Source organism: Microcoleus sp. B9-D4 (assembly GCF_036705105.1).
Lineage (GTDB): Bacteria > Cyanobacteriota > Cyanobacteriia > Cyanobacteriales > Microcoleaceae > Microcoleus.
Window position 1 is genome coordinate 112,610 of the sequence record NZ_JAUBTS010000006.1, and the last position, 7,020, is coordinate 119,629.

Annotated in this window: 8 protein-coding genes and 1 pseudogene; 5 read left to right on the forward strand and 4 right to left on the reverse strand. The window is 47.3% G+C overall.

All coding sequences use genetic code 11. From position 1 onward, the window contains the following. Positions 1-111: 111 nt before the first annotated feature. Both QUB24_RS05655 and QUB24_RS05660 read right to left on the reverse strand, forming a co-directional pair. The gene (locus QUB24_RS05655; protein ID WP_333151501.1) at positions 112-510 is read right to left on the reverse strand and encodes a DUF4112 domain-containing protein; all 399 of its coding nucleotides are present in this window, start codon (positions 508-510) and stop codon (positions 112-114) included. Between the two features lie 70 nt (positions 511-580). Continuing rightward, complete coding sequence (locus QUB24_RS05660; RefSeq protein ID WP_333129966.1) at positions 581-919, reverse strand: helix-turn-helix domain-containing protein; 339 nt, start codon at positions 917-919, stop codon at positions 581-583. Between the two features lie 116 nt (positions 920-1,035). On the opposite strand from QUB24_RS05660, the gene QUB24_RS05665 reads away from it, so the two are divergent. After that, positions 1,036-1,734: a pirin family protein gene (locus QUB24_RS05665; RefSeq protein ID WP_333151503.1), complete on the forward strand. Its 699-nt coding sequence runs from the start codon at positions 1,036-1,038 to the stop codon at positions 1,732-1,734. 240 nt (positions 1,735-1,974) lie between these two features. On the opposite strand, the gene QUB24_RS05670 is transcribed toward QUB24_RS05665, so the two are convergent. After that, complete coding sequence (locus tag QUB24_RS05670) at positions 1,975-2,322, reverse strand: DUF2442 domain-containing protein (protein WP_333151505.1); 348 nt, start codon at positions 2,320-2,322, stop codon at positions 1,975-1,977. A gap of 189 nt (positions 2,323-2,511) precedes the next feature. Between QUB24_RS05670 and QUB24_RS05675 the strand changes: the two genes are divergently transcribed. Further along, complete coding sequence (locus QUB24_RS05675; protein ID WP_333151507.1) at positions 2,512-2,718, forward strand: hypothetical protein; 207 nt, start codon at positions 2,512-2,514, stop codon at positions 2,716-2,718. Positions 2,719-2,884: 166 nt separating this feature from the next. Beyond that, a complete protein-coding gene (locus tag QUB24_RS05680) occupies positions 2,885-4,528 on the forward strand; it encodes a WD40 domain-containing protein (protein ID WP_333151509.1) in 1,644 nt (547 codons plus the stop codon). A 197-nt stretch (positions 4,529-4,725) separates the two neighbouring features. On the opposite strand, the gene QUB24_RS05685 is transcribed toward QUB24_RS05680, so the two are convergent. Further along, complete coding sequence (locus QUB24_RS05685; protein WP_332970604.1) at positions 4,726-4,923, reverse strand: helix-turn-helix transcriptional regulator; 198 nt, start codon at positions 4,921-4,923, stop codon at positions 4,726-4,728. Positions 4,924-5,095: 172 nt separating this feature from the next. Here QUB24_RS05685 and QUB24_RS05690 point away from each other — a divergent pair, with 172 nt between their 5' ends. Beyond that, on the forward strand, positions 5,096-5,305 hold the full coding sequence (locus QUB24_RS05690) for a hypothetical protein (RefSeq protein ID WP_332999805.1): 210 nt from the start codon (positions 5,096-5,098) through the stop codon (positions 5,303-5,305). 314 nt (positions 5,306-5,619) lie between these two features. Next, positions 5,620-6,690: pseudogene (locus QUB24_RS05695) on the forward strand (ABC transporter ATP-binding protein); the annotation flags it as partial. Positions 6,691-7,020 lie beyond the last annotated feature (330 nt).

Here is a 7,020-nt window from a genome sequence, read left to right on the forward strand (position 1 = left end):
AACCCGCCCCTACATTTTAAATGGGAAAAATAGGCGCGGGATTTATCGTTTGATGGGGGCGGGTTTGAGAGATTGTTGGTTATTTACAATTATTGTTTGTGAAACCCGCCCCTACATTTTAATATGTTCAGGAACAGGTTCTGCAACTGCGGCTAGTTCGGGTTCAACTTCTTCGAGATGTGCTTCTAAAAGCGCCAGATTTCTCATGTTTGATTTATAAAAAGCATCGAAGATATCTCCGACTAAAGGTACTGAGCCCACAACGGCTTCTAGACCGATGTTGTAAACCATTTTCCCTAGAGTTTTTTGGGGAATGTTGAATCGAGTTGCTAAATAAATTAGGTAGGCAGAAAACGCGGTATCTACGATATCCCCAGCACCCGGAACTAAACCAATAATGGGGTCTAAACCAATGCGAAATTTAGTGCCGGGGATGCCAATGGCGGTATCCATCAGGCGGCTGAGTTTGCGGATGCGGTTGAGGGTGGCGAGACGCTCTATGTTGTTCATATTATTATTCTTGAACTAGCTGGAAAATTTGAAATCTGTCGGAAGACGGAAAAAACCATCTAGAAACCGCTCATTTTCCATCTTCGCTAATATGCTGAATTCCCCATTCGTGCATGGCATTAATAATCGGTTTGAGACTTTCGCCCAAAGGCGTTAGCGAATATTCAACTTTTGGCGGCACTTGCAGGTAAATTTCCCGGTGCACGATCGCGTCTGACTCCATTTCGCGCAGTTGCTGCGTCAGCATCTTCTGAGTAATGCCGTTTACAGCTCGTTGCAGCTCGTTAAAACGCTTCACTCCTGGAAACAACTCCCGCAGAATCAAGACTTTCCAGCGCCCGCCTATCACCTCTAGAGTGCGTTCTACAGGGCAATTTGCTCGATCGACCTTTACTTCTTGGACTTGCATAGTATCTTTTTGGTAAGTACCGCACTTTTAAGTGCGTACTATCCATAATAGCTTGACTAGGTTTAAAATAAAAACATCAAAGAAATACCAGATAAATTTCACTGAGGATTCAGAAAATGATTACCGTCAGAAAAAGTGAAGCAAGAGGACACGCTAATCACGGTTGGCTGGACAGTTACCACACATTTTCTTTTGCTGGCTATTACGATCCAAATTATATGAATTTTCGCTCTTTACGGGTAATTAATGAGGATTTCGTTAGTCCCGGCAGAGGTTTCGGCACTCACGGACACAGCGACATGGAAATCATTACTTATGTATTAGAAGGAGCATTAGAACACAAGGACAGTTTGGGTACTGGTGCAGTGATTAAACCGGGTGAAGTACAGCGGATGAGTGCAGGTACGGGTATCCAGCACAGCGAGTTCAATAACTCGCAAACAGACCCGGTTCATTTGCTGCAAATCTGGCTGTTACCCGATACAAAAGGCTTGCAGCCGAGTTACGAACAGCGGGAGTTTCCCCTAGCAGAAAGGCACGGAAAACTGCGCTTAGTGGCGGCACGAGATGCGAGAGATGGTGCGGTGAAAGTGCATCAAGATGTGGATTTGTATGCGGCTGTTTTGGATAAAGACTCGCGGGTTTCTCATGCTTTGCAGCCGAATCGCCATGCTTGGGTGCAAGTGGCTCGCGGCTCGGTTTTGCTGAACGGTTTGAATTTGAAAAATGGCGACGCTGCGGCGGTTAGCGATGAGGCTGAGGTAGTGATTGAAGCGGCGGAAGATGCGGAATTTTTGCTGTTTGATTTGGCATAGAATTGAATGCGAAATCCCCGATTTGTTGGAAAAGTCGGGGATTTGAAATTACTCGGCGGTTGAAACTGACATCTTGCACCATTCTCAAGAACAGGCTTTTCGGCCTGTTCCACAAAGAGTGAATTTTCTTGTGGAACAGGCCGAAAAGCCTGTTCATAAAAAGCTTATTGAGAATGGTGCAACATCTCAGTTGAAACCGCTACTACACAAACAAAGTCCGCGCAACGCGAGACTAAAAAATTAATCAGCCATCCAAGATTTTGTTCCAAAAATACCTGCTAAAAGTTCGGGAATACCAAAATCAACATCTAAGCTTTCCCAGTGCACGCTGCTACCGGAAGGAGGTAGCCAAACATCAGCAAGCTGTTCTGGTGAAGCACCTTCTAAGCCTTGTGCCAGCTTTGGAGGAAAAGAAAAAATAGCGCCGTTTTTCAGTTTGATAACTATTAAATCTTCCGACTGGTTATACTGCACGGATTCGGCACGCGACTCTGTAGCCTCAGCGGTTTTCCATGCTTGCTTGGCTTGGGCTATTTGCTCTCGGAGATTTTCCTCTGTTAACTCTTTGTCCCAGTTTCTAAATACCATGTATTTCTTGCCATCGGTTTTGTTAAGTTTGGATACTTGATTATTGCTGCATGGGATTGTGTTAAGCGGACTGTGAAGAAAATTATACTTAATCCTGGGTTACTACTTAGGAAATAAGTAAATAGGAGGAAGAAACTAACTTTTATTTGTGGTATTTCTGGTAAGGGTAAATGTTTAGGATAAATTTTTATGGAACAACAGCCGATCGCCAGAAAGCATCTTGTTTGGAGCCTCATCACTGGTTTTGCAGTCGGCGCGATCGCGGGCGCACCCCTCGGCTGGATGGCTAATGGGTCTTTTTCCGACCAGCGTTCGGCTCAAAGTATCCTTTGCCGAGAAAAGAATAGAGATCAGCCAGTGGCTATTGTTGAGGCTAGGTGCGGTTCCCGATTCTAAATTTTTCTGCTAGCCAGAGGGCGGTGTCAAATATTGTGAGGCTTGTGCGAATGTCGAAAGTTCGATATCGTCGCGCAGGCGTTTTGGCGTTGTCAACCGTAAATATGCCACAAACCGGATAACTTTTCCGTCTGTTGATATGTGGGTATGTTAAATTGACACAATAATGAATTACAGCAGAACAATTCCGGCTATTTTGAGTGCTACGATCGCCCTGAGTTCGATCGCCCTCATTCCACTGACATCACCTCAAATTGCCCTCGCATTAACCGCCGACAAAGTTAAAACCGTTGCCCAACAAATTACTGTTCGCATCCAGGGGCCAAAAGGCGGTTCAGGAGTAATTTTAGAGAAGCAAGGCAGCACATACTATATTCTCACAAACTGGCACGTTGTCGATAAAGCCGGCGATTACGAGGTCGTAACTCCGGACGGCAAAGCTCACTCTGTATACTATAGCCTCGTGCGGCGAATGCCCGGTGCGGATTTGGCGATCGTACCTTTCAGCAGCACTCAAAGCTACCCTCTGGCTCAATTAGCCAATTCCGCAGCAACTAAGGGAAACAAGGCTTATGTGGCGGGCTGGCCGATATCCGGCGGTTCTTTGAGACAGCCGATTTTCCTCGCCACGGAAGGTCAGCTTACCGGCCGCCAAACTCCCTGGAACGGCTATACTTTGGTATACAACAACTTAGTGAGAGCGGGAATGAGTGGCGGGCCGGTGCTCGATGACGCGGGGCGAGTTGTCGCAATTAACGGCATTGTCAGGTTAGAGGATAACTCTGATAAAATCGTGGCGGCGGGAATAGAAATCAATACTTTCATGAAATGGCGATCGACTATTTCGCTGCCAGTAGTTCCCCAATCTCCTACTGCCGGAAACCCGAAAACTCCGGCGAATAATGCGCCCCGCACGCCCGCAAGTGCGATCGCCTTTGCCGCTACAAATACCCTCAAAGGGCCTTCCGAAGTTGTCAGTTCCCTTGCCCTAGCTTCCGCTTATTTTACCACAGGAAATAGCAACGGCACAATCTCAGTTTGGAATTTCCCCAGCGGGCAATTAAAAACTACCCTGCAAGGACACACGGAAGCGGTAAACGCACTAGCCACGAGTGCGGATGGTAAGGTCTTAGCTAGCGGCAGCGACGACAAAACTGTGAAAATTTGGAATTTAGAAACGGGCGCGGTTGTACGCACTTTAAGCGGACATTCCAATGCAGTTTCGAGCGTTGCCGTTAGTCCTGATGGTCAATTTGTAGCCAGCGGCAGTTGGGACAAAACGATTAAGATTTGGAACGCTAAAACGGGGGAGTTGCTGCGGACTTTGACCGGGCATTCTGGGTTGGTGAATGCTGTTGCAATTAGTCCTGACAACAAAACTTTAGCTAGTGGCAGCAAAGACGGTTCAATTAGGTTGTGGAATTTAGTTACAGGTCAAGCAATTCGCACGATTAGCGGCAAAAACTTGGCTGTTTTGTCGCTAGCTTTTACTCCCGACGGCAAGAGTTTAGCTGCGGGAAATAGCAATGGTACAATCGGTTTGTGGAATGCCGGAAACGGACTGTTAATTCGGCGTTTAAGCGGGCATACTGACGGGGTTTGGTCTGTGGCATTCAGTCGGGATGGCACTACTCTGGTTACTGGGAGTTGGGATAAGAGTGTGAGACTTTGGGATGTGCGATCGGGCGAATTGAGAGGTAATTTGAGCGGTCATGCTGGCTACGTTAGTGCTGTGGCTATTAGTGCAGATGGCAAGACTATTGTTAGTGCGGGTTGGTTGGGGGAAATTAAGATTTGGAAAAGGAGTTGAGATTTTTTTGATTTAACCGCAGAGGGCGCAGAGGGCGCAGAGGAGGAGAAGAAAGAGGGTGGTTTACATTTGATTTAGTAAGCTGTTGGGCATCTAAATTGTATTGTTGGGCGGGCGGGACACCTCACAAGAATTTCATCAAGCTGGACTGTCAAATTTAGATGCGCCTGGGCTTATAAAAAAATTAACTCCTGAAGCTACACGACTAAATCTTCGATCGAGAATTTCAATAAGTCGCACAGGGCTTTCATCTGTGCTGGGTATAGCTTGGGGACGTGTCTGTCAGTTTCCCAGTTGATGACTGTGGATTCCACCACATTACACGCTCTTGCCACTTGTATTCGAGTCAAACCTAGACTTTCACGTCTTTCTCTTAGCTTTTGCCCCAGCGTCATTATCTATCCCGTACTTAGTTCAGTTGATTATATTTATTCAGTTGACTATATGTAGTTCATGTCTTACTCTAGAGATAGACACAAAGTCTAACAAAGGTCAAAAGCCAGTCCGCGCCCTAGACAAGCATTGAACTGGCTTTGGCTCCAATACTAAATGGAGACAAACTTAATTATGCCCTACAAACAGCGCCTTAACAGGTGGTTGGTTGTTCGCCTGCTTCCCAATATGCAGCGAATCACTGTGGCCCACTTTTTCAGGCATTCCGATGCTGACGGCTATCTGCGGATCGTCCGGCAGTTAATCCCCAAGGCTCAATTTGTGATTGTTTTTAATGCCGATATCAACCTAGAAACAGCGCCTAACAACATCGAAGGCAGCTAGTTGAGGGTTCGATTAGGCACGGACTCTACTGGTAGGGTGCGTCGGTTGGTAACGATTCGATGTACATCGGCTACTCATTTCCGGGCTTGGCACCCTACTACCTAGCATTTTGCTTCACAGTCCGATCGACACTTATGATAGATTTGGTTCTTGCCAGACTACACTGGAAGACAAAATCAAATTAAAAATTTCGCCATAAATTCGATCGACCCGCCGATCGGGCGGGACTCTCAACTTCGTGGAACAGGCGTCCCGCCTGTGGTTGGCCAAGTAAATCTAAAATCTAAAACCTAAAATCGCGTGACTTCTGACAAATGATTGAAGTAGAACACTTAAGCAAAACTTACGGTTCGACCGCAGCGATCGCGGACGTGTCTTTTTCGGTCGAATCAGGAGAAATTCTCGGGTTTTTGGGGCCAAACGGCGCTGGCAAAACCACAACTATGCGGATTTTGTCGGGATATTTGCCGGCATCCAGCGGTACGGCCCGCATCGCCGGCCTCGACGTTCACGAAAACTCGATGGCAGTCAGACAGCGCATCGGCTATCTGCCGGAAAACCCGCCACTGTATCCAGAAATGACTGTGGAAGGGTTTTTGTTTTTTGTGGCCAGGATCAAGCAAGTACCTGCGGGCGATCGCGCGCGACGAGTTACCTCCGCGATCGAACGCTGCGGCCTGGTTGATAAACGCAAAGTTTTAATCCGCAAGCTTTCTAAAGGATTTCGCCAGCGCGTCGGTATCGCCCAGGCGATCGTCCACGATCCGCCCGTCATTATCTTAGACGAACCAACCGTCGGCCTCGACCCCCGACAAATCATCGAAGTCCGCAATTTAATCAAAAGTCTTGGGGGCCAGCACACAATCATCCTTTCCACGCACATTCTGCCGGAAGTCAGCATGACTTGTAACCGCGTTACCATCATCAATCGCGGTAAAATCGTCGCTGCGGGTACTCCCGAAAATTTGATGGGAGAGTTGGCGGTGGGAGAGGGTTACGAACTCGAAGTAGAAGGCGAGGCGGATTTGGTAAACAGTCTGCTGTTGCCTTCTTTGGAAAATTTGCCGGGAGTTCGATCGGTGGAATTGATTCCAAGTAACCAATTTTTAGTGAGTCGCTACCGTCTGCGGGCATTGTGCGAACCCGACATAGAACCCGGACGAGAAATTGCTACAGCTATCGTCGCCTCTGGATTTGGACTGTGCGAAATGCGCCGCTCTCGCGCTACTCTGGAAGATGTGTTTTTAAGGCTGACAGCGGCTGAAAAGAAACCGGAAGAAAATCTGGTTCACAGCGAACCGGAGGTCGATCAAAATCTGCAAGAAGCAGCAGAAACTCAAGAGTCGATCGCCGATTCTCATCAATCGGAATCGCAACCGATTGTCGAAAATCCCCTAGTTTCAGATAGGCAAGAGTCGATCGACTATTCTCAACCAGAATCCGCACCAGTTGTCGAAACAGTAGAGGCGATCGAGCATCATCAACCAGAATCAGAACCAGTTGTCGAAACAGTAGAGTCGATCAAGCATCATCAACCAGAATCAGAACCAGTTGTCGAAACAGTAGAGTCGATCAAGCATTCTCAGTCAGAATCAGAACCAGTTGTCGAAACAGTAGAGTCGATCGAGCAGTCTCAACCAGAATCAGAACCAGTTGTCGAAACAGTAGAGTCGATCGAGCAGTCTCAACCAGAATCAGAACCAGTTGTCGAAACA